This is a genomic window from Pseudomonas sp. A214 (genome assembly GCF_900156295.1).
GTDB classification, from domain to species: Bacteria; Pseudomonadota; Gammaproteobacteria; order Pseudomonadales; family Pseudomonadaceae; genus Aquipseudomonas; species Aquipseudomonas rhizophila.
Genome location: NZ_LT707062.1, coordinates 2,874,218 through 2,894,168, shown reverse-complemented (window position 1 = coordinate 2,894,168; position 19,951 = coordinate 2,874,218). Strand labels below are relative to the sequence as shown.

The 19,951-nt window shown below is 58.4% G+C and carries 19 protein-coding genes and 3 tRNA genes; 7 read left to right on the top strand and 15 right to left on the bottom strand.

Features of this window, described 5'->3' with window-relative positions; all coding sequences use genetic code 11:
• Nucleotides 1-87: 87 nt before the first annotated feature.
• From lon to BW979_RS13080, 7 genes are all read right to left on the bottom strand, one after another.
• The gene (gene lon / locus BW979_RS13110) at nt 88-2,484 is read right to left on the bottom strand and encodes an endopeptidase La (protein ID WP_076383967.1); all 2,397 of its coding nucleotides are present in this window, start codon (nt 2,482-2,484) and stop codon (nt 88-90) included.
• Nucleotides 2,485-2,645: 161 nt separating this feature from the next.
• Nucleotides 2,646-3,929: an ATP-dependent Clp protease ATP-binding subunit ClpX gene (clpX, locus tag BW979_RS13105; protein WP_047228498.1), complete on the bottom strand. Its 1,284-nt coding sequence runs from the start codon at nt 3,927-3,929 to the stop codon at nt 2,646-2,648.
• A gap of 107 nt (nt 3,930-4,036) precedes the next feature.
• Nucleotides 4,037-4,678 carry an ATP-dependent Clp endopeptidase proteolytic subunit ClpP gene (gene clpP / locus BW979_RS13100; protein WP_003183177.1) on the bottom strand — a complete coding sequence of 214 codons (642 nt, stop codon included), beginning with the start codon at nt 4,676-4,678 and terminating at the stop codon, nt 4,037-4,039.
• Between the two features lie 93 nt (nt 4,679-4,771).
• Entirely contained in the window at nt 4,772-6,082 is a 1,311-nt protein-coding gene (tig, locus tag BW979_RS13095; protein ID WP_076383966.1) for a trigger factor, read from the bottom strand.
• Nucleotides 6,083-6,497: 415 nt separating this feature from the next.
• Nucleotides 6,498-6,582 (bottom strand) — tRNA-Leu (locus tag BW979_RS13090).
• Nucleotides 6,583-6,639: 57 nt separating this feature from the next.
• A tRNA-His gene (locus BW979_RS13085) sits at nt 6,640-6,715 on the bottom strand.
• Between the two features lie 41 nt (nt 6,716-6,756).
• Nucleotides 6,757-6,833, bottom strand: a tRNA-Arg gene (locus tag BW979_RS13080).
• A 281-nt stretch (nt 6,834-7,114) separates the two neighbouring features.
• On the opposite strand from BW979_RS13080, the gene folD reads away from it, so the two are divergent.
• Together folD and pbpG are read left to right on the top strand one after the other, a co-directional pair.
• Nucleotides 7,115-7,969 (top strand): bifunctional methylenetetrahydrofolate dehydrogenase/methenyltetrahydrofolate cyclohydrolase FolD, encoded by an 855-nt coding sequence (gene folD / locus BW979_RS13075; protein ID WP_047228500.1) that lies wholly within the window; start codon nt 7,115-7,117, stop codon nt 7,967-7,969.
• A gap of 269 nt (nt 7,970-8,238) precedes the next feature.
• A complete protein-coding gene (gene pbpG, locus BW979_RS13070) occupies nt 8,239-9,177 on the top strand; it encodes a D-alanyl-D-alanine endopeptidase (protein ID WP_076386598.1) in 939 nt (312 codons plus the stop codon).
• A gap of 45 nt (nt 9,178-9,222) precedes the next feature.
• On the opposite strand, the gene BW979_RS13065 is transcribed toward pbpG, so the two are convergent.
• Both BW979_RS13065 and BW979_RS13060 read right to left on the bottom strand, forming a co-directional pair.
• The gene (locus BW979_RS13065; RefSeq protein ID WP_076383965.1) at nt 9,223-9,426 is read right to left on the bottom strand and encodes a DUF6021 family protein; all 204 of its coding nucleotides are present in this window, start codon (nt 9,424-9,426) and stop codon (nt 9,223-9,225) included.
• 99 nt (nt 9,427-9,525) lie between these two features.
• Nucleotides 9,526-10,203 (bottom strand): peptidase C39 family protein, encoded by a 678-nt coding sequence (locus BW979_RS13060; RefSeq protein WP_047228501.1) that lies wholly within the window; start codon nt 10,201-10,203, stop codon nt 9,526-9,528.
• Nucleotides 10,204-10,426: 223 nt separating this feature from the next.
• Here BW979_RS13060 and BW979_RS27605 point away from each other — a divergent pair, with 223 nt between their 5' ends.
• Nucleotides 10,427-10,594 carry a hypothetical protein gene (locus tag BW979_RS27605; RefSeq protein WP_171061342.1) on the top strand — a complete coding sequence of 56 codons (168 nt, stop codon included), beginning with the start codon at nt 10,427-10,429 and terminating at the stop codon, nt 10,592-10,594.
• A gap of 76 nt (nt 10,595-10,670) precedes the next feature.
• Here the strand turns inward: BW979_RS27605 and BW979_RS13055 are convergent, their stop codons facing one another.
• Together BW979_RS13055 and BW979_RS13050 are read right to left on the bottom strand one after the other, a co-directional pair.
• A complete protein-coding gene (locus BW979_RS13055; protein WP_047228502.1) occupies nt 10,671-11,420 on the bottom strand; it encodes a TerC family protein in 750 nt (249 codons plus the stop codon).
• 28 nt (nt 11,421-11,448) lie between these two features.
• The gene (locus BW979_RS13050) at nt 11,449-11,700 is read right to left on the bottom strand and encodes a hypothetical protein (protein WP_047228503.1); all 252 of its coding nucleotides are present in this window, start codon (nt 11,698-11,700) and stop codon (nt 11,449-11,451) included.
• Between the two features lie 136 nt (nt 11,701-11,836).
• Between BW979_RS13050 and nhaR the strand changes: the two genes are divergently transcribed.
• A complete protein-coding gene (nhaR, locus tag BW979_RS13045; RefSeq protein WP_076383964.1) occupies nt 11,837-12,733 on the top strand; it encodes a transcriptional activator NhaR in 897 nt (298 codons plus the stop codon).
• Here nhaR and BW979_RS13040 read toward each other — a convergent pair.
• Nucleotides 12,730-13,887: an MFS transporter gene (locus tag BW979_RS13040; RefSeq protein WP_047228505.1), complete on the bottom strand. Its 1,158-nt coding sequence runs from the start codon at nt 13,885-13,887 to the stop codon at nt 12,730-12,732. The genes nhaR and BW979_RS13040 overlap by 4 nt on opposite strands.
• A 283-nt stretch (nt 13,888-14,170) precedes the next feature.
• Between BW979_RS13040 and sstT the strand changes: the two genes are divergently transcribed.
• Nucleotides 14,171-15,403, top strand: coding sequence for a serine/threonine transporter SstT (sstT, locus tag BW979_RS13035; RefSeq protein WP_047228506.1), 1,233 nt, complete (start codon nt 14,171-14,173; stop codon nt 15,401-15,403).
• A gap of 186 nt (nt 15,404-15,589) precedes the next feature.
• Here the strand turns inward: sstT and BW979_RS13030 are convergent, their stop codons facing one another.
• Nucleotides 15,590-16,099, bottom strand: a complete 510-nt coding sequence (locus BW979_RS13030; protein ID WP_047228507.1) for a DUF1993 domain-containing protein — start codon at nt 16,097-16,099, stop codon at nt 15,590-15,592.
• A 130-nt stretch (nt 16,100-16,229) separates the two neighbouring features.
• Between BW979_RS13030 and BW979_RS13025 the strand changes: the two genes are divergently transcribed.
• Entirely contained in the window at nt 16,230-16,877 is a 648-nt protein-coding gene (locus BW979_RS13025; protein WP_047228508.1) for a YceH family protein, read from the top strand.
• On the opposite strand, the gene BW979_RS13020 is transcribed toward BW979_RS13025, so the two are convergent.
• The gene (locus tag BW979_RS13020; RefSeq protein ID WP_076383963.1) at nt 16,878-17,696 is read right to left on the bottom strand and encodes a shikimate 5-dehydrogenase; all 819 of its coding nucleotides are present in this window, start codon (nt 17,694-17,696) and stop codon (nt 16,878-16,880) included.
• 161 nt (nt 17,697-17,857) lie between these two features.
• Between BW979_RS13020 and BW979_RS13015 the strand changes: the two genes are divergently transcribed.
• Nucleotides 17,858-18,208, top strand: a complete 351-nt coding sequence (locus BW979_RS13015; protein ID WP_047228510.1) for a hypothetical protein — start codon at nt 17,858-17,860, stop codon at nt 18,206-18,208.
• Nucleotides 18,209-18,304: 96 nt separating this feature from the next.
• On the opposite strand, the gene BW979_RS13010 is transcribed toward BW979_RS13015, so the two are convergent.
• Nucleotides 18,305-19,825, bottom strand: a complete 1,521-nt coding sequence (locus tag BW979_RS13010; protein ID WP_047228511.1) for a nucleobase:cation symporter-2 family protein — start codon at nt 19,823-19,825, stop codon at nt 18,305-18,307.
• Nucleotides 19,826-19,951 lie beyond the last annotated feature (126 nt).

The window sequence follows — 19,951 nt, the reverse complement described above, 5'->3', positions numbered from 1 at the left end:
GTGCTGAATGGCCTACAGACACTTAAGAGCCGCTTTATAACAAGGGCTCTAAAAAACTGTCAAGGAAGCCCCCCAGGCAAATGCGTATTAATGCGTGCTAATTCTTTCCTTAGAGTCAGACTCTCGCTTGTCTTCCTTCGCGACTATCTCCGGAGCCACATCCGGCAAGGGCTCCGGCGCGTATTGCAGCGCAATTTGCAGGACCTCGTCAATCCATTTAACCGGTTTGATCTGAAGATCCTGCTTAATGTTGTCAGGAATCTCCTTCAAATCGCGGACATTCTCCTCGGGAATGATCACGATCTTGATCCCGCCACGGTGAGCCGCCAGCAGTTTTTCCTTCAGACCGCCGATGGCCAATACCTGGCCACGCAGGGTGATTTCACCCGTCATGGCGACGTCGGCGCGCACAGGAATGCCGGTCAGCGCGGATACCAGGGCCGTGCACATGCCTACGCCGGCGCTCGGGCCGTCCTTGGGCGTAGCCCCTTCAGGCATGTGGATATGGGTGTCGCGCTTCTCGTGGAAGTCCAGGGGGATGCCCAGGCTCCGGGCGCGGCTGCGCACGACCGTCAGCGCTGCGGTGATCGACTCGACCATCACATCGCCTAGCGAACCGGTCTTGATCAGTTGACCCTTGCCCGGTACTACGGCCGCTTCGATAGTCAGCAACTCGCCACCGACCTGAGTCCACGCAAGGCCAGTCACCTGACCAATCTGATCCTGCTGCTCGGCGAGGCCGTAGCGGAACTTGCGAACACCCAGGAAGTGCTCCAGCAGGTCCGAAGTAACCTTGACCGCGAAGCGTTTTTCCAGCGCATGCTCTTTGACCGCCTTGCGGCAGACCTTGGCAATTTGCCGCTCCAGACCACGCACACCCGCCTCGCGAGTGTAGTAGCGGATAATGTCGCGAATCGCTTCCTCGTCAAATTCCAGCTCGCCTTTTTTCAGGCCGTTGGCCTGGATCTGCTTGGGCGAAAGGTATTTGACGGCGATGTTGATCTTCTCGTCTTCGGTGTAGCCCGGCAGACGGATCACCTCCATCCGGTCCAGCAGTGCTGGCGGAATGTTCATGGAGTTGGAGGTGCAGAGGAACATCACGTCCGACAGGTCGTAGTCGACCTCCAGATAGTGATCGTTGAAATTGTGATTCTGCTCCGGATCGAGCACTTCGAGCAGCGCAGAAGCGGGATCGCCGCGCATATCGCTGCCCATCTTGTCGATTTCATCCAAAAGAAACAGCGGATTGCGCACGCCAACCTTAGTCATCTTTTGAATCAATCTTCCTGGCATCGACCCGATATAAGTGCGGCGATGCCCCCGAATTTCCGCTTCATCGCGCACGCCACCGAGGGCCATGCGCACGAATTTACGATTGGTCGCGTGGGCAATCGACTCTGCCAGCGATGTTTTACCGACCCCGGGAGGCCCCACCAGGCACAGTACCGGCCCGCGAATTTTCTTCACGCGTTTTTGCACGGCGAGGTATTCGAGGATACGTTCCTTGACCTCTTCCAGACCGTAATGGTCGGCATCGAGAATATCTTCGGCGCGGGCCAGGTCCAGACGGACCTTGCTTTGCGCCTTCCAAGGCACCTGAACCAGCCAGTCGATATAGGAGCGCACCACAGTGGCTTCGGCAGACATAGGCGACATTTGCTTGAGCTTGTTCAGCTCGGCCTGGGCCTTGGCAAGTGCATCCTTGGGCAGGCCCGCAGCATCGATGCGCTTTTTCAGCTCTTCGATTTCGTTGTGCCCTTCGTCACCATCGCCAAGTTCCTTCTGAATGGCCTTCATCTGCTCATTCAGGTAGTACTCGCGCTGGCTACGCTCCATCTGCTTCTTGACGCGACCACGAATGCGCTTCTCGACCTGCAGTAGGTCGATTTCGCCATCCAGCAGTGCCAGCACGTGTTCGACACGGGCAGACAAATCGATGATTTCGAGAATTTCCTGCTTCTGCTCGATCTTGAGGGCCATGTGGGCCGCCATCGTATCGACCAGCCGCCCAGGTTCGTCGATGCTGTTAAGCGACGACAGGACCTCAGCAGGCACCTTCTTGCCCAACTGCACGTATTGTTCGAACTGCGACAGAAGACTGCGGACAAACACCTCAGACTCACGCTCGGGCGCGTCCACTTCGTCGATCAGCGACACTTCGGCCCGGCAATGGCCGTCCACTTCGCTGAAACGCTCGACCGTGCCACGCTGCTCACCTTCGACCAGGACCTTGACGGTGCCGTCGGGCAGCTTGAGCAGCTGCAGAACTGTTGCAATTGTGCCTACGCGATAAAGTGCGTCTTCGCCGGGATCATCGTCAGCAGGATTTCTCTGCGCCAACAGAAGAATCTGCTTGTCACCCGTCATCGCAGCCTCGAGGGCTTCGATAGACTTCTCGCGCCCCACGAACAGCGGGATAACCATGTGCGGATAAACCACGACATCACGCAATGGCAGGAGAGGCAATTCGATGGTTGTCTTCATGATTTCGCCTCTACGGCGGCCACAAGGCCGGAAACAGATGGAAGTAAGCTTGAAACCAAGATGGGGGCAGCCTTGAAAAAAAACAAGCGCAAAGACACGTCTAAAACGCGCAAAAAGCAAAGGGGCCCGAAGGCCCCTTCTTTATTCCGGCACCGGGACGCTTAAGCGTCCGGCGCGGCCTTGGCAGCCGGCTCTTTGTTTTCGTAGATATACAAAGGCTTGGACTTACCTTCTATAACGCTTTCATCGATCACGACTTTACTCACCTCAGACTGCGAGGGGATCTCATACATCGTGTCGAGCAATACGCCTTCCAGAATCGAGCGCAACCCACGGGCACCGGTTTTACGCTCCAGGGCTCGTTTGGCAACCGATTTCAGCGCGTCGGAACGGAACTCCAGGTCTACACCTTCCATTTCGAACAGCTTGGCATATTGCTTGGTCAGGGCATTCTTCGGCTCGGTCAGAATCTGCATCAGTGCAGCTTCATCCAACTCGTCCAGTGTCGCCAGGACCGGCAAGCGACCCACGAATTCCGGGATCAGACCGAACTTGACCAAATCATCAGGTTCGACTTCACGCAGGGATTCACCGACCTTCTTACCCTCTTCCTTACTGCGCACTTCGGCGTTGAAACCAATGCCGCCACGGGTGGAACGGTTTTGAATAACCTTTTCCAGGCCGGAGAACGCGCCACCGCAGATGAACAGAATGTTACGCGTGTCGACCTGCAGGAACTCCTGCTGCGGATGCTTGCGACCACCCTGAGGCGGAACGGAAGCCACGGTACCTTCGATCAGCTTGAGCAAGGCCTGCTGCACGCCCTCGCCGGAAACATCCCGGGTGATGGACGGGTTGTCGGACTTGCGGGAAATCTTGTCGATTTCGTCGATGTAGACGATACCCATCTGGGCCTTTTCCACATCGTAATCGCACTTCTGCAGCAGTTTCTGAATGATGTTCTCGACATCCTCACCCACATAACCCGCCTCGGTAAGGGTGGTTGCGTCGGCGATGGTGAACGGAACGTTCAGCAAACGGGCCAGGGTTTCGGCAAGCAGGGTTTTACCCGAGCCTGTCGGGCCGATCAGCAGGATGTTGCTCTTGCCGAGCTCGACCTCGTCATTCTTTTTGTCACGTTGGTTCAGGCGCTTGTAGTGGTTGTACACCGCTACGGCCAGTACCTTTTTCGCGCGCTCCTGACCAATGACATATTGATCAAGGATGCCGCTGATTTCTTTAGGCGAAGGCAACTTATGCGCGCTGCTTTCGGCCTGGGCTTCCTGCACCTCCTCGCGGATGATGTCATTGCACAGGTCGACGCACTCGTCGCAAATGAAGACCGAGGGGCCGGCAATCAATTTGCGTACTTCATGCTGGCTTTTGCCACAGAAGGAGCAATAAAGCAGTTTGCCGTTGTCCTCGCCGTTGCGGGTGTCAGTCATTCGATCGATCCAAATCCGATAGGCTTGCAACACAAGATGAAGGCAATTGCGGGCTTTTTCAAGCCCGCAGGCGGCCGGTCATCCCAACCACCTGCATTTTGAGCGGCTTAGGCAGGCATTTGACGCTTGTTGATCACGGAGTCGATCAGGCCATATTCGGCCGCACGCTCAGCGCTCATGAAGTTGTCACGCTCGGTGTCACGCTCAATGGTTTCGAGGCTTTGGCCGGTGTGATGGGCCAGCAGCGAGTTCAGGCGCGAACGAATGTGGAGGATTTCCTTGGCATGGATGTCGATATCCGACGCCTGCCCCTGGAAACCACCCAACGGCTGGTGAATCATCATGCGCGAATTAGGCAGGCAGTGACGCTTGCCCGCTGCGCCACCGGCGAGCAGGAATGCGCCCATGCTGCAGGCCTGGCCGATGCAGATGGTGGAAACGTCAGGCTTGATGAACTGCATGGTGTCGTAGATCGACATGCCTGCTGTCACCGAGCCACCAGGTGAGTTGATGTACAGATGGATATCCTTGTCCGGGTTTTCCGCTTCAAGGAACAGCAGTTGCGCCGCAACCAGGTTGGCCATGTAGTCTTCAACGGGGCCGATCAGGAAGATGACGCGTTCCTTGAGCAGACGCGAGTAGATGTCATAGGCACGTTCGCCACGGGCAGACTGCTCGATAACCATCGGGACCAGGCCGCCTGCGGCTTGGATGTCAGAGCTCTGCTGATAAAAAGAATTGCGGGACATGTCTCGCAGTCACTCCCAAATAGTTATGTCTTGAATACGCATAAGCCAGCGCGAAGGCTGGCTTATGGGTGTGTATTTCTTACCGCAGAACGATCAATCGGCTTGTGGAGCTTCCACCGGCTTGACCGCTTCTTCGTAAGAGACCGCTTTATCGGTCACGCTAGCTTTCTGCAGAACAGTATCCACAACTTGTTCTTCCAGCACAACCGAACGGACTTCGTTCAGTTGCTGGTCGTTCTTGTAGTACCAGGACACGACTTGCTCAGGCTCCTGATAGGCCGAAGCCATTTCCTGGATCAGCTCGCGAACGCGGGCTTCGTCAGGCTTGAGTTCGAACTGCTTGACCACTTCAGCAACGATCAGGCCCAGCACAACGCGGCGCTTGGCTTGCTCTTCGAACAGCTCAGCGGGCAGTTGATCCGGCTTGATGTTGCCGCCGAACTGTTGAACAGCCTGTACACGCAGACGGTTCACTTCGTTGTCCAGCAGAGCCTTTGGCACTTCGATCGGGTTGGAGGCCAGCAGACCGTCCATGACCTGGTTCTTGACCTTGGACTTGATGGCCTGACGCAGCTCACGCTCCATGTTCTTGCGAACTTCGGCGCGGAAACCTTCCAGACCGGTTTCCTTGATGCCGAACTGGGCGAAGAACTCTTCGTTCAGCTCTGGCAGTTTCGGCTCGGAAACGCTGTTGACGGTCACGCTGAACTCGGCGGATTTACCAGCCAGGTCCAGGTTCTGATAATCCTCAGGGAAGGTCAGGTTCAGAACGCGCTCTTCACCGGCCTTGGCGCCAACCAGGCCATCTTCGAAGCCAGGGATCATGCGGCCAGAGCCCAGCACCAGCTGAGTAGCCTTGGCGGAACCACCGGCGAACACTTCACCGTCGACCTTGCCGACGAAATCGATGTTCAGTTGATCTTCGTTCTGGGCAGCACGATCGGCCACTTCGAAACGGGTGTTCTGCTTGCGCAGGATGTCCAGCATCTTGTCCAGGTCGGCATCCGAAACATCGGCGCTCAGACGCTCGACGGAGATGGACTCGAAACCGGCAACCGTGAACTCAGGGAACACTTCGAACGTGGCGATGAACTCCAGGTCCTTGCCCTTTTCCAGCACTTTAGGCTCGACGGACGGAGCACCGGCCGGGTTCAGCTTCTGCTCGACGACCGCTTCGTAGAACGAAGACTGGATCACATCGCCCACGGCTTCCTGGCGTGCGTCAGCTTCATAACGCTGACGGATCACGCTCATTGGCACTTTGCCTGGGCGGAAACCTGGGATTTTGGCCTTTTGGGCAGTCTGCTGCAGACGCTTGTTGACCTGAGTCTCGATGCGCTCAGCCGGCACGGTGATGCTCATGCGGCGCTCAAGAGCAGAAGTATTTTCAACAGAAACTTGCATGGATATTCCTCGTTGCACAGACGTTGGCCGGGCGTTTCCGACCCCAGAATCAAGGGCATGCATTCTAGTAGGTCAAACTCAAGAAGTCACCCTACTGAAAAAGGGCTGGAAACAGGCGCCGAATTTAGGAGCGGACATACGGTCATGCCTCGCCCGGATTGCAAATACAGTCGATCACTGCAAGGCTCTGGGTCAATGCTTCTATATATAGGAGCAGCAAACCCGCGCGCCCGGCATCCGGTCTCGCGAGGAGACCAACGGGCATGCCGCGCATCATCAGGAAACACAATCGTGACGACCCGGGCACCCCGCACAACCCTGAACCAGGGCCGACGACAAAAAATCATGAATACAAAAACGGCGCAGCCCTCTTCAGGTACTGCGCCGTTCTCTGCTATTTAAATAGCGACTTGTATGGTGCGGACGGAGAGACTCGAACTCTCACACCTTGCGGCGCTGGAACCTAAATCCAGTGTGTCTACCAATTCCACCACATCCGCGTATCAAGCTTTTAAAGCAAAGGCGCCAGACTGTTAATCTGGCGCCTTTCTAGAATATGGGGTGGACGATGGGGATCGAACCCACGACAACGGGAGTCACAATCCCGTGCTCTACCAACTGAGCTACGCCCACCATATTGCCTTGTTGCCTTACTTGTGCCAAAGCTGCCTAATTGGCGCACCCGGCAGGACTCGAACCTGCGACCATCCGCTTAGAAGGCGGATGCTCTATCCAGCTGAGCTACGGGCGCCTTTTTAATCTGTATTCTTGGACGATTACAAACTAAGTGCTTTCAGTGTTACCGAGTTAAAACAACCAACTCTGCTCCACCTTCTTAACCAGTGCTAGGCTGTGCCCGACAAGTGCGACGAATGTTATAGACGGCCTGATAGGTCGTCAACTCTTTTTTAAAAAAAATTCATTTAATTAAAGGGGTTAGGGGAATTTGCAGACCAAGCGCCTTTGCCCTCACGCCTCGGCATGCGAGAATGCGTTCTCTTTTTTTCCCCTCTCGATGGTTAACCACGCGCAATGACTGCACAACTTATCGACGGCAAATCGATCGCCGCCAGCCTGCGCCAGCAGATCGCCCAACGAGTCACCGAGCGTCGCCAGCAAGGCCTGCGCACGCCCGGCCTTGCGGTGATCCTGGTCGGCAGCGATCCTGCCTCTCAGGTTTATGTCTCGCACAAGCGTAAAGACTGTGAAGAGGTCGGCTTCCTTTCCCAGGCCTACGACCTGCCTTCCGAAACCACTCAGCAAGCATTGGCTGATCTGATTGATCGCCTGAACGACGACCCGAACATCGATGGCGTTCTGCTCCAACTGCCTCTGCCTGAACACCTCGACGCCTCCAAACTGCTGGAGCGTATCCGCCCGGACAAAGATGTCGACGGCTTCCATCCTTATAATGTCGGTCGCCTGGCCCAGCGTATCCCGCTGCTGCGCCCCTGCACCCCCAAAGGCATCATGACGTTGCTGGAAAGCACCGGCGTGGACCTGTACGGTCTCGATGCCGTGGTGGTTGGCGCGTCCAACATCGTTGGCCGTCCGATGGCCATGGAGTTGCTGCTGGCCGGCTGCACCGTCACCGTGACCCATCGCTTTACCAAGGACCTGGCTGGACACGTCGGCCGCGCCGACCTGGTGGTCGTTGCCGCCGGCAAGCCTGGCCTGGTGAAGGGCGAGTGGATCAAGGAAGGCGCCATCGTCATCGACGTGGGCATCAACCGCCAGGACGATGGCAAGCTGGTCGGTGACGTGATCTACGAAACCGCCCTGCCTCGTGCAGGCTGGATCACTCCAGTCCCTGGCGGCGTAGGTCCGATGACCCGTGCCTGTCTGCTGGAAAACACCTTGTATGCGGCGGAAACGCTGCATAGCTGATACGCCTTTTCAGCGCAGTTCCAATCCCTGTGGGAGCGAGCCTGCTCGCGATAGCTTTGTCTCAGCCTTCATCCATGCTGACTGACACACCGCTATCGCAAGCAGGCTCGCTCCCACAGGAGTTTTTGCGCCCTTCATTAAACTTTATTTAATCGCAAGCTCCGGCGGTACAGGCATATGGCGCTGTCGTCGCCCATACTCATAAAATGCAGCGCATTTTTAACAAGCCATTGCTGCACGGCACCTTCAACTCTATCGAGTCTACTCGCGTGAAAATCCGTCTTTCTATCCTCAGCCTGTTCTTCGCTTTCACAGGTACCTTTATCACGCAGAATGTCGAGGCGCAGGAAACTATCGCCACTCCGCGAGACACCTCAAAACTGCAAGTCGCCTCGGGCAGCGCGATACTGCTGGACTTGCAGACGAATAAAGTCGTTTATGCCAGCAATCCCGACGTAGTGGTGCCCATCGCTTCGGTGACCAAATTGATGACCGGTCTGATCGTGCTGGATGCCAAGCAGGATCTGAATGAATACATCTCCATGACCATCGCCAATACACCGGAGATGAAGGGGGTATTTTCCCGGGTCAAGCTCAACAGCGAACTGTCACGCCGGGACGTGTTGCTGATTGCCCTGATGTCGTCGGAGAACCGCGCCGCCGCCAGCCTCGCCCACCACTACCCGGGCGGGTACGCAGCGTTCATCGCGGCCATGAACGCCAAGGCAAAGGCGCTGGGCATGAGCAGCACCCACTATGTCGAGCCCACAGGCCTGTCGATTCACAACGTATCCACCGCCCGGGACCTGACCAAACTGCTGATCGCGGCACGCAAATATCCATTGCTGAGCGAACTGAGTACCACCAAGGAAAAGACCGTAACCTTCCGCAAACCGGTTTATAGCCTGGGCTTTCGCAATACCGACCACTTGGTCCATAAGGCTGGCTGGGACATCCAACTGACCAAGACCGGCTTCACCAATCAGGCCGGCCACTGCCTGGTACTGGTGACGAAAATGAGCAATCGACCGATGGCCTTGGTGGTGCTGGATGCGTTTGGGAAATACACCCACTTCGCCGATGCCAGCCGGATCCGTAGCTGGGTGGAAACCGGCAAAAGCGCCAGCGTCCCTGCCGCGGCCCTTCAATACAAGGCGGCCAAGAACCTCAAGAGCCGCCAAACCGGTGTAGTCGAAGCGTCGAATTAATTAATCAGGCAAACAAAGCCCCGACTCATCGGGGCTTTGTTTTATTCAAGGTTTTAGATCACCCAGCGGGTCATACGCTCTGGAACCGGGCTCTTCCTGCTCATCCTCTTCGTCCAGAGGCGCCTTGGCGGGGCCTATCGGATCGACTTGAGGATCGCCGAGATCCGGCGAATCGGGATCAAATCCCAAATCATCGCCTGAAGAATGTTCGGAAGAATGTGGCCCCGTAGGTGTTTTCGACTGTGCCATGCTTTTCTCCTCGCAAGCATGGGCCGGATATTCCGGCCCTGAGGTTAGGAGCCTCTGGCATGGCGGGTGGTGCCCGACAAGTGACGAACGGGGGTGAGATCAGTGTGCGCCGCTCAGGGCTTGAGTCGCCCGGGCCGCTGCCTGCTCCTGCCCTGCCCCGGCCAGTTCGCCCGCAGCTTTCAGCCAGCGCTGAGAGTCTACCTTGGCCGGGAGCTGCGTAGGTCGCTGGACCAATACCGCCCAGCCTCCAGCATCCTTGAGAGCCGACTCAAACCCACTGAAGCTCATCAGCAGCCGCCGGTTCATCCCTGATCGCAGCAAGACCGTCTGCTTTTGGCGGTCATAACCGACGAGAATGCCGTACCTGGGCCCAGACCAGAAAGCCGACCCCTCCGTATAGCGCACCAACACGGGATAACCTGCCGCGACTTGCTCCAACAGTGCCGGCAGTTCGCTGTCGAGGGGGTACACCACCAGCCCATATTCTCGCGCCAGGGTCTGCAGGTTCTGCTGCAAATGAGCCTCGCCTTCCGGCAGATGCAGAGGCTTCTCCAGCAGCCCCGGGGTGATTACCGTGCCTTGCAGCGTCAAGAGGCTGGCCAGCGACTGGGGGCCACCCTGGTACATTTCGCCACGAAAGAACGGCACGCTGTTGAGTTCCACCCGCTCGGGCAGGCGCTGAATCTGCGGCGACACACTGCCTGCGCAACCCGCCAGGGCCGCCAGGCAGGCCGTCACCAGTACCAGTGATCGAAAAGAGGAAATTACCGGAAACATTAGGACTCTCTTGTTAAGGCACCCGACATCGGGCCAGGCAAGGGCCGTCGATCATAAGGTGCAGACAGACGTGGGTATAGCCTTAAACAGCAGTCCCATCGCGGCGATAGAACGAAGCGGTCCGTCTGTCATCAATACCGATCGATTCCCTGCAACACTTTAGCGACTAGACTGTCCATTGTAACGAGTGCGTCGCCCTGAACTTGGGCAGAAGGAGGCACAGATGAGCCTGACCACAACAATCCTGATGCTGATATTCGGCTGGTTAAGCGTCGCCACAGCCATGCTGTGGGGCGTTTTGCGCATTGCACGCCGCCATCATCCTGCGCCACGACCAGCGCGGGCGGAAAAAGCACCAAAACCGGCCAGGCGCCACGCCGCCGCACACTGACCGTCCCGCCGCCCTTCAAAAATCCAAAAAAAAAGCCGCCCGGGCATGGACCCGGGCGGCTTTTGAGTGCCTGTAATCAGGCTTTGTCAGCCAACGCCCTTTGCTGACGACGACGCGACATCATGTTCAACACCTCGATCGCTGCCGAGAACGCCATAGCTGCGTAGATATAGCCCTTGGGCACATGAGCACCAAAGCCTTCGGCGATCAACGTCATGCCGATCATGATCAGGAAGCCCAGCGCCAACATGACCACTGTCGGGTTGTCGTTGATGAACTTGGCCAGCGGCTCGGCCGCCAGCAACATCACCAACACCGAGATCACGACGGCGATGATCATGATCGGCAGATGCTCGGTCATGCCCACGGCGGTAATGATGCTGTCGATGGAAAATACCAGGTCCAGCATCAGGATCTGACCGATCGCGGCGGCAAATCCGAGGGTCACGCCGGAGGTGGCGGATTTCGGATCATTCGGTGCCGGGTCCATGCTGTGGTGGATCTCGGTGGTGGCTTTCCACAGCAGGAACAGGCCGCCGGCGATCAGGATCATGTCCTTCCAGGAGAATGCCTGACCGAGGATTTCGATAACCGGCTCAGTCAACTGCACGATGAAAGCAATGGTACTCAACAAGCCCAGGCGCAGGATCAGCGCCATGCCAATGCCGATACGCCGCGCCTTGGCGCGGTGCTGTTCGGGCAGTTTATTGGTCAGGATCGAAATGAAGATCAGGTTATCGATGCCGAGCACGATTTCCATGACGACCAGAGTCGCCAGCGCGATCCATGCAGTGGGGCTGGCAGCGAGTTGTAAAAGATAATCCATGGGTCAGTCCTGACTCGATATGACGGGGTTAAATGGTTTGGGTGGAGGTTTCGGATTCTTCAGCCTCATCCGCCGGCTGCTTCTTGGGGCTGATCAACCCGCCAGTGGCCTCGCTGATCGCCTGTTCGGCAGCCTTATGGGTGTCATCGATTGCCTGCTTGGCCGTTTCCGCGGCTTGCCCCATCAACTGCTGGGCACTTTTTTCGGCCTGTTCGCAGCCAACAAGGGCGATTGAAGACACTGCCAACAAGGCCGCCAAACCCAGGGTTTTGTACGTCATGGATAAATGCCTCTCAGGGTTAAACAGAGCACCAAAGGTGGCTCACCGATGGCCCGGCATTCTAGAGAGGTGAATACTTCAGGAAAATTCGTATTTTCAGCGGTTATACTTCGATTTTTACGAATCGGTGTACCTTATGCTCAATTACCGACAGTTGCATTACTTCTGGGTGGTGGCCAAGACCGGCAGCATCGTGCGGGCCTGCGAGCAACTGAACCTGACACCACAAACCATCAGCGGGCAGATTTCGCTGCTTGAGCAAACCTTTAACATCAAGTTGTTTCGCCGCGTCGGGCGACAGTTGGAACTGACCGAGGCTGGCCGCCAGACGCTGCCCTATGCCGAACACATGTTCCAGTTGGGTGGCGAACTGGAGCTTATGCTCCGGGCCCAACCCAATGAGCAGCAGACGCTGTTCCGGGTCGGGGTGGCAGATGTGGTGCCCAAGTCCATCGTCTATCGGCTGCTGGCGCCGACCATGGAGCTGAGTGAGCCGCTGCGCATCACCTGCCGCGAAGACAAACTCGAGCGGCTGTTGGCGGACCTGGCGATCCAGCGCCTGGACCTGGTGATTTCCGACAGCCCGATGCCGACCCACCTGGACATCAAGGGTTATAGCCAGAAGTTGGGAGAGTGCGGGATCAGCTTCTTTGCCACCGCTGCGCTGGCCGAGCGCTATGGGCAGGATTTCCCCCGCAGCCTGAATGACGCCCCGCTGCTGATTCCAGGTGCCGAAACCGTGGTACGCAGCCGCTTGCAACGCTGGTTCGCCGAGCAACAGATCCAGCCACGCATCGTCGGCGAATTCGACGACAGCGCGCTGATGCAGGCCTTCGGGCAATCAGGCAGCGGAATTTTCATCGGCCCGAGCGTGATCGCCGAAGAAGTTCAGCGTCAGTACGGCGTACAGGTGATCGGCCAGACCGATGCGGTCAGCGAGTCGTTCTATGCCATTTCCGTGGAGCGCAAGGTCAGCCATCCGGGCATCGTCGCCATCGCCGAAGGTGCCCGACGCGAGCTGTTCAGCGCTTAGGACTGCGCGCAGGCGGCACGGGGCTTGAAGGTCATCAGCAATAACGCCAGCAGGATCGATATGAGGATGAACCCGGACGCGGCAAAACCAACGCTGCCCAGGCCCAGGGTATCGATGACGCGCCCACCGACCATCGCCCCCAAGCCAATTCCCAGATTGGCCCCGGCGATGTTCAGCGATGCGGCAAAGGCTGGAGCCTCAGGCGCGGCCTTCATCAGTCGTACATGACTGACCAGGAACAGGGCCGCCTGGGTCACTCCCCAGATGCCCATCGCTGCCGCCAGCCCGACGGTCGAATGAATGCTCGGCACCAGCGCCACCATGCCGCCGATCAGGAACAGACAAAACACCATCGAGGCGATCAAAGGGTGTCGGTCCACCGCGCGGCCGCCCAGAGAGTTACCCACCAGCCCCACGGCCCCGAAGCCCATCAGGCACCAGCCCACCAGTGTGCCGTCGAACCCGGCCAGGCGCTCGAGGATATCGGCCAGGTAGGTGTACGCGGTGAACATGCCGCTGAACACCAGGATCGACAGCAGCACATGGCCCTGCATCAACGGGCTGCGCAATATCTTGAGTTGCGAGCGCAAACTGACCTGGTGCTGATGCAGATTGGTTTTGGGCAGGTAGACAAACAGCAGCAAGGCCTTGGCGAACGCAACGAACGCCAGGATAGCAAAGGCGCTGCGCCAGCCGAACGCATCAGAAATCAGCGTGCCTACCGGAATACCGAACACCGTGGCACAGACAATGCCGAACCCGATCCGGGCGATGGCCCGCCCGGCAAACTGCGGCCCGACAATGTCCACTGCCGTTTCGCTGGCCAATGCCCAGAACACCGGTAGCCCCAAGGCTGGGATCAATCGGGCGACGGCCATTACGCCGATATTGGGGGCCAGCGCCGCCAGTGTGTTGGCCAGACCAAACATCACCAACACGCTGATAAACAGCTTGCGCCGCTCAAAGCGGGCGAACCAGGCGGTCAGGAACGGCCCGAATGCCGCCACGGTAAATGCAAACAACGTCACCAGCAGCCCGGCCTGGGCAATCGTGACTTGCAGGTCGCGGGCGATGGATGGCAACAGGCCGACGATAATGAATTCGGTGGTCAGCACTGTAAAACCAGCCGCCGACAACAGAAAAACAGACAACATGCAGAACTCCAGCAAAACAACGACACCAGCGTCAGCCCAAAAGGGTCGCTGGCAGAGTAGAAAGGGGATTGGCCCAAAGCCTAACAGAATGCGCCCCTCAGACAAACGCGTGTGAACGCCCAAGCGACGGATCGTCACAGGTCCGTCAGGTTTTTCCGCGGGCTGTGATAAAGTCCGCGGCCTGCAAACGCTGTACTTTCTTTTCGGTCCCGCTCACGTGGCCTGCCCGCCTGTTGCCCTGAGGGGTCGACCGTTGCACACAAAAAAAATCAGAGATGCCGTTATGACTGCTTTGTCTCCTTCCGTTCTACACCGCCTCAAACGCACCGGCCTGGTGACGCAAATCGTCATCGGTCTGATCGCCGGCATCATCCTGGCGTGGCTGGCACCGGACCTTGCCAAGTCCACCGCTTTCATCGGTAAGGTCTTTGTGTCAGCGCTCAAGGCCGTGGCACCGATCCTGGTGTTCGTGCTGGTCATGGCGTCGATCGCCAACCACAAGCACGGTCAGGAAACCCATATCCGGCCCATTCTCTTCCTGTACCTGCTCGGCACTTTCGCCGCCGCAGTGGTCGCGGTGGTTGCCAGTACCCTGTTTCCGTCCAGCCTTGTCCTGGTGTCCCATGACGTCGCCGTCACCGCCCCCGGCGGCATCGGCGAAGTACTGCAGAGTTTGATGCTCAGCGTGGTGGACAATCCGGTCAGCGCCCTGATGAATGCCAACTTCATCGGCATTCTGGCCTGGGCCATCGGCATGGGCATTGCCATTCGCCATGCTGGCGAAACCACCCGTACCGTGCTCGGGGATCTGTCCAACGGCGTGACCGTGATCGTGCGCGTGGTCATCTGCTTCGCCCCGCTGGGGATCTTCGGCCTGGTGGCCTCGACCCTGGCAACCTCAGGCTTCAGCGCGTTGCTGGGCTACCTTCACCTGTTGACCGTGCTGATTGGCTGCATGCTGTTCGTGGCGCTGGTGATGAACCCGCTCATCGTGTTCTGGAAGCTGCGTCGCAACCCGTACCCACTGGTCTTTACCTGCCTGCGCGAGAGCGGCATTACCGCGTTCTTCACCCGCAGTTCGGCGGCGAATATCCCAGTGAACCTGGAACTGAGCAAACGCCTGGGCCTGCACGAAGACACCTATTCGGTATCGATCCCGCTGGGCGCGACCATCAACATGGCCGGCGCCGCCATTACCATCACCGTACTGACCCTGGCGGCGGTACATACCCTGGGTATCGTGGTGGACGTGCCGACCGCCGTGCTGCTGAGCGTCGTCGCGGCCATTTGTGCCTGCGGCGCGTCCGGCGTGGCCGGTGGTTCGCTGTTGCTGATTCCCCTGGCATGCAGCCTGTTCGGTATTCCCAGCGACATCGCCATGCAGGTGGTCGCCGTGGGCTTCATTATCGGCGTCCTGCAGGATTCGGCGGAGACTGCGCTCAATTCCTCTACCGATGTGCTGTTCACCGCGGCGGCTTGCTTGGGTGAGGAAGAGAAGCGCGAACGCGTGGCCTGACAGCGGCGCTGGAGGTATGACCGTCATCGCGAGCAGGCTCGCTCCCACAGGGTTTGTGGCAGATACAAATCCAATGTGGGAGCGAGCCTGCTCGCGATAGCGATGGCACAGCCACCGTGTAAACAGACCGCCACAAAAAAGCCCGGGACGGCCCACACCGTCCCGGGCTTTTTCATGCTGGCGGGTTTAGAACGCGCCCATGTAGTCGCGTTTGCCCACTTCCACGCCATTGTGGCGCAGCAGCGCATAGGTGGTGGTGACGTGGAAGAAGAACTGCGGCAGACCATAGGTCAGGAGGTAGTTCTGGCCGGTGAAGCGTTTTTCCTTCGGCGTGCCCGGACGGGTGACGATTTCGATGCCTTCCTTGCCGTCGATCTGCTCGGGGCTGATGCCGTCGATGAACGCCAATACCTTGGTGATCAAGGCTTGCAGTTCGGCAAAGGTGGTTTCGCTGTCGTCATATTTCGGCACTTCAAGCTCGGCCAGACGCGCGGACACGCCTTTGGCGAAGTCCACCGCGATCTGCACCTGGCGTACCAGGGGGAACATGTCAGGGTACAGGCGGGCTTGCAGGAACGCGTTAGGGTCGATGTTTTTCGCAGTGGCGTGGGCTTCAGCCTTGTTCAGGACATCACTCAGGGCGTTGAGCATCTGCTTGAAAACCGGGATGGAAGCGGCGTACAGGGAAATAGTCATGGCGATCTCATGCAGGTGGCAGGAAAGGACAAATCAAACGGGTGCGATTATAGCCACGCCTTGTTGCGCACCTTGTCTTTTATTGCGCAAGGATTAGGCTAGGCGGCTTCCACAGCATAGGGAACGCGCGATGAGTATCGAAGAACAAAGCCCGGCCGAAGAACCGCGGCTCAACAGCACGGAAATCCGCATTCTCGGCGCGCTGGTCGAAAAGCAGGCCACCAACCCCGAGACCTACCCGCTGACGCTCAACGCCCTGGTGCTGGCCTGCAACCAGAAGACCAGCCGTGAGCCGGTCATGAACCTCAATCCGGGCCAGGTCGGCCAGAGCCTGCGTGCGCTGGAAGGTCGCGGCTTTACCAAACTGGTGATGGGCAGCCGCGCCGACCGCTGGGAGCATCGGGTCGACAAGGCCCTGGAGCTGGTGCCGGCCCAAGTGATTCTGATGGGGTTGCTGTTCTTGCGCGGCCCGCAGACAGTCAATGAACTGCTGACCCGTAGCGGGCGGATGCACGATTTCGAAGACACCGAACAGGTGGTGCATCAGCTTGAACGGCTGATCGCCCGTGGCTTGGCGCTGTTGGTGCCGCGCCAGCCCGGCCAGCGGGAAGACCGTTACATGCACGCCATGGGCGACCCGGCGGATATCGAAGCGATCCTCGCCGCCCGCCAGCATCCCGTGGAGCGTGGTGCCGGCAGCGGCGTGTCGCTGGAGCGCATCGAAGAACTCGAAGCGCGGATCGCGGCGTTGGAAGAACGGCTGGCGCGACTGGAGTAATCAGGATCGAGCGAACGCCACGGCCTTCTTGAATTGTTCCGCGCTGGGCCGCACGCCTGTGTACAGGACAAACTGCTCCAGGGCCTGGATCGCAATCACTTCGAGCCCGGTGATGACCCGTTTGCCCTCAGCCTTGGCGCGCACGATCAGCGGCGTTTGCGACGGGATCGCCACCACATCGAACACCGTCTCGGCCGCTGCGATGGTGTTGGGCTCGAACGCCAGTTGATCGGCTTCCGGGCCACCGGTCATGCCGATCGGCGTGACGTTGATCAGCATCTGCGGCCGTCGCTGCCCCAGTTCAGCCTGCCACTCGTAACCCAGGGAGCCGGCCAAGGCTCGCCCGGCGGTTTCGTTGCGGGCCACGATCAAACCGTTTGAGTAACCACCGTCGCGCAAGGCGCTGGCCACGGCCTTGGCCATGCCGCCGCTACCGCGCAGAGCAAAGGTTGAATCCTTGGGCACCGCATGGGTTTGCAGCAATTGGGCGATCGCGATGTAGTCGGTGTTGTAGGCCTTTAAATGGCCATCGGTGTTGACGATGGTATTGATGGACTGGATCGCGGCGGCGGAAGGATCGAGTTCGTCGACCAGGGCGATGCAGTCTTCCTTGAACGGCATCGACACCCCGCACCCGCGGATGCCCAAGGCGCGGATGCCGCCTACAGCACCGGGCAAGTCCTGGCTGCTGAATGCCTTGTAGTAGAAATTCAGCCCCAGTTGCTCATACAGGTGATTGTGAAAGCGCAGGCCGAAGTTCCCAGGGCGCGCCGATAGTGACATGCACAGTTGAGTGTCTTTGTTGGGGTTGATCTGCATGCGTGACTCCTTGCAGTAAAGAAACCGCTACAGACCTTACACAATATTTACCCAACGGCACGGCAAATTCTGAAAAAATCGCTGTCAGAGCAAGTATCCCCGCGACCCTCATTCGGGTCTGTTGCAGACCACAGGCGCCGGGGCCAAAACGAGGAATCGTTATGAACCGTCAACTCCCCATCATCGCCCTGCTCATGGGGGCACTCGCGGTCACCGGCCAGGCATCCGCCCATGGTCGAGGTGGTTGGGAGGGGCCCGCCGTGTTTGGCGCAATCGTTGGTTCGGCCATCGTCGGCTCAGCGATCATCAACCGTGATCGTCCGGTCTACGTGCAGCAACCGGTGTACGTCCAGCCACAACCGGTTTATGTGCAGCAGCCGCCACCGGTCTACTACCAGCCACAGCCGGTCTACATCGAGCGCCCTGTCTACTATCGTCCGGCGCCGGTGTATTACGGGCCACCACGGGGCTATTACTACGGCCCACCGCGCGGTCATTACGGGCGCTGGTGATCAGTCTCTGAGGCAAAAGGAAAGGCCTGTGATCCTCGATCACAGGCCTTTCCTTATTAAGAGACATAAAGCCGAGCAAGCGCCGTCGTCACGAGGCTAGACGTGCTCGCTGCTTTTCAATCGTACCGGGCCATGCTCTACCGGAGCATGGGCTGCCTCCGACACCACCGGAATCTCGTTACCATCGCAGTCGTGCAGCTTGCCGTCACTGAAGTAGTCGCCTTCACGCAGCGCCGCCAGGTCCTGATAACGCAACACCCGCTCGGTACCGGCGGCGAATACAGACTGTTGATCCGAGTTACCCCGGGTGAAGTGATTGAAGGCCAGGTTCAGCACGATTGCCATGATCGCCGAAGAGCTGATGCCCGAATGGAAGATCGTCGCGAACCAGCTCGGGAAATGATCGTAGAAATTCGGCGCGGCGATGGGAATCATGCCAAAACCGATAGAGGTGGCGACGATGATCAGGTTGACGTTGTTGCGGTAGTCGACTTTTGACAGCGTGCGGATGCCGCTGGCAGCCACGGTGCCGAACAGCACAATACCGGCACCGCCCAACACCGAAGTCGGCACCGCCGCGATCACTCGGCCCATGAACGGCAGCAGCCCGAGTACCACCAGAAATACCCCGCCAGTTGCCACCACGAAACGGCTCTTGATCCCCGTCACCGCCACCAGTCCGACATTCTGGGCAAAGGCGCTCTGGGTGAAAGAGCCAAAGATCGGCGCGATCATGCTCGACAGCATGTCGGCCCGCAAGCCGTTACCCAGCCGCCTGGAGTCGACTTTGGTATCGATGATCTCGCCCACCGCGAGGATATCGGCGGACGTTTCCACCAATGTCACCATGATCACGATGCACATCGACAGAATGGCCGCGACATGAAAAGTCGGCATGCCAAAGTGGAAAGGTGTGGGGAAACCGAACATCGGGCCTTGGCTGACGGATGAAAAGTCCGCCATACCCAGGAATACGGCGATGACCGTGCCAATGACCATTGCCAGCAGAATCGACAGCCGCGAGATCGTCGCGCTGCCCATTTTGCTCAGCAGCAGCACCAGAACCAGGGTGACGGCGGCCAAACCGATATTGGCCATGCTGCCGAAATCGGCGGCATGGCTATTGCCGCCCATTGCCCAGCGAGCAGCTACCGGCATCAAGGTCAGGCCAATGGTGGTGATGACGATGCCAGTGACCAGCGGCGGAAAGAACCGGGTGATTCGCGAGAACACCGGAGTAATCAGCAAGCCGATCAAGGACGCGGCGATCACCGCTCCGAGGATGGCCTGGAACCCCCCTTCTCCGCCGCTGCCGACGATCGCCACCATGGTCGCGACCCCGGAAAACGAAACGCCCTGCACGAGAGGCAACTGACAGCCGAAAAACGGCAGGCCAAGGGTTTGCAACAATGTTGCAAGCCCCCCCGCGAACAATGACGCCGCGATCAACAGGCCGATGTCCGCCGGTGACAAACCGGCGGCCTGACCGATGATCAGTGGCACAGCGACGATGCCACCGTACATGGTCAACACATGTTGCAGGCCGTAAGCCATATTCGCGCCGACGCCAAGGTTTTCGTCCTCGGGCCGTGGGAGTGAAACATGGGGCGTTTTCATGGTTCGGGAGTTCCCTGTTTTTTGTTATGCGCACACTGTATTCAAAACTCAGGACAAATGTCCATAGAGTTGTATACAACTTGTTGCGCACAGCCATCCTCTCCCGCGGATCCTTGCGCTTCCCCT